Here is a 369-nt window from a genome sequence, read left to right as displayed (position 1 = left end):
CTCATTCGGTCTCGGGTTCGCGAGGTGCTCGACGGCTTGCCGGTGAATCAGCCTTTCGATTGGGTGCAGACCGTCTCGATCGAATTGACAGCTCGGATGCTCGCGACGCTCTTGGACTTCCCTTACGAGGAACGTCGCAAACTCGTGTACTGGTCAGATATGGCGACGTCGTTCGAGGAGGCCAACGGTGGTCCCGCGGACCTCGACGAGACGTTCGACGGAATGCGCGAGATGGCGAGCGGTCTGAGTTCTCTGTGGTACGACAAGAAGGCCCGGACAGAAGCCGGGGAGGAACCCGGCTTCGATCTGATCACCATGTTGCAGAGCAACGAGAACACCAAGGACCTGATCGACCGTCCGATGGAGTTC

1 pseudogene is annotated in these 369 nt (G+C 59.3%); it reads left to right on the top strand.

From position 1 onward, the window contains the following. Nucleotides 1-369 (top strand): annotated as a pseudogene (locus tag G6017_RS15160) (cytochrome P450); the annotation flags it as partial.

Source organism: Dietzia sp. B44, assembly GCF_014145245.1.
GTDB lineage: Bacteria > Actinomycetota > Actinomycetes > Mycobacteriales > Mycobacteriaceae > Dietzia > Dietzia natronolimnaea.
This window is presented reverse-complemented; position numbering and strand designations above follow the sequence as displayed.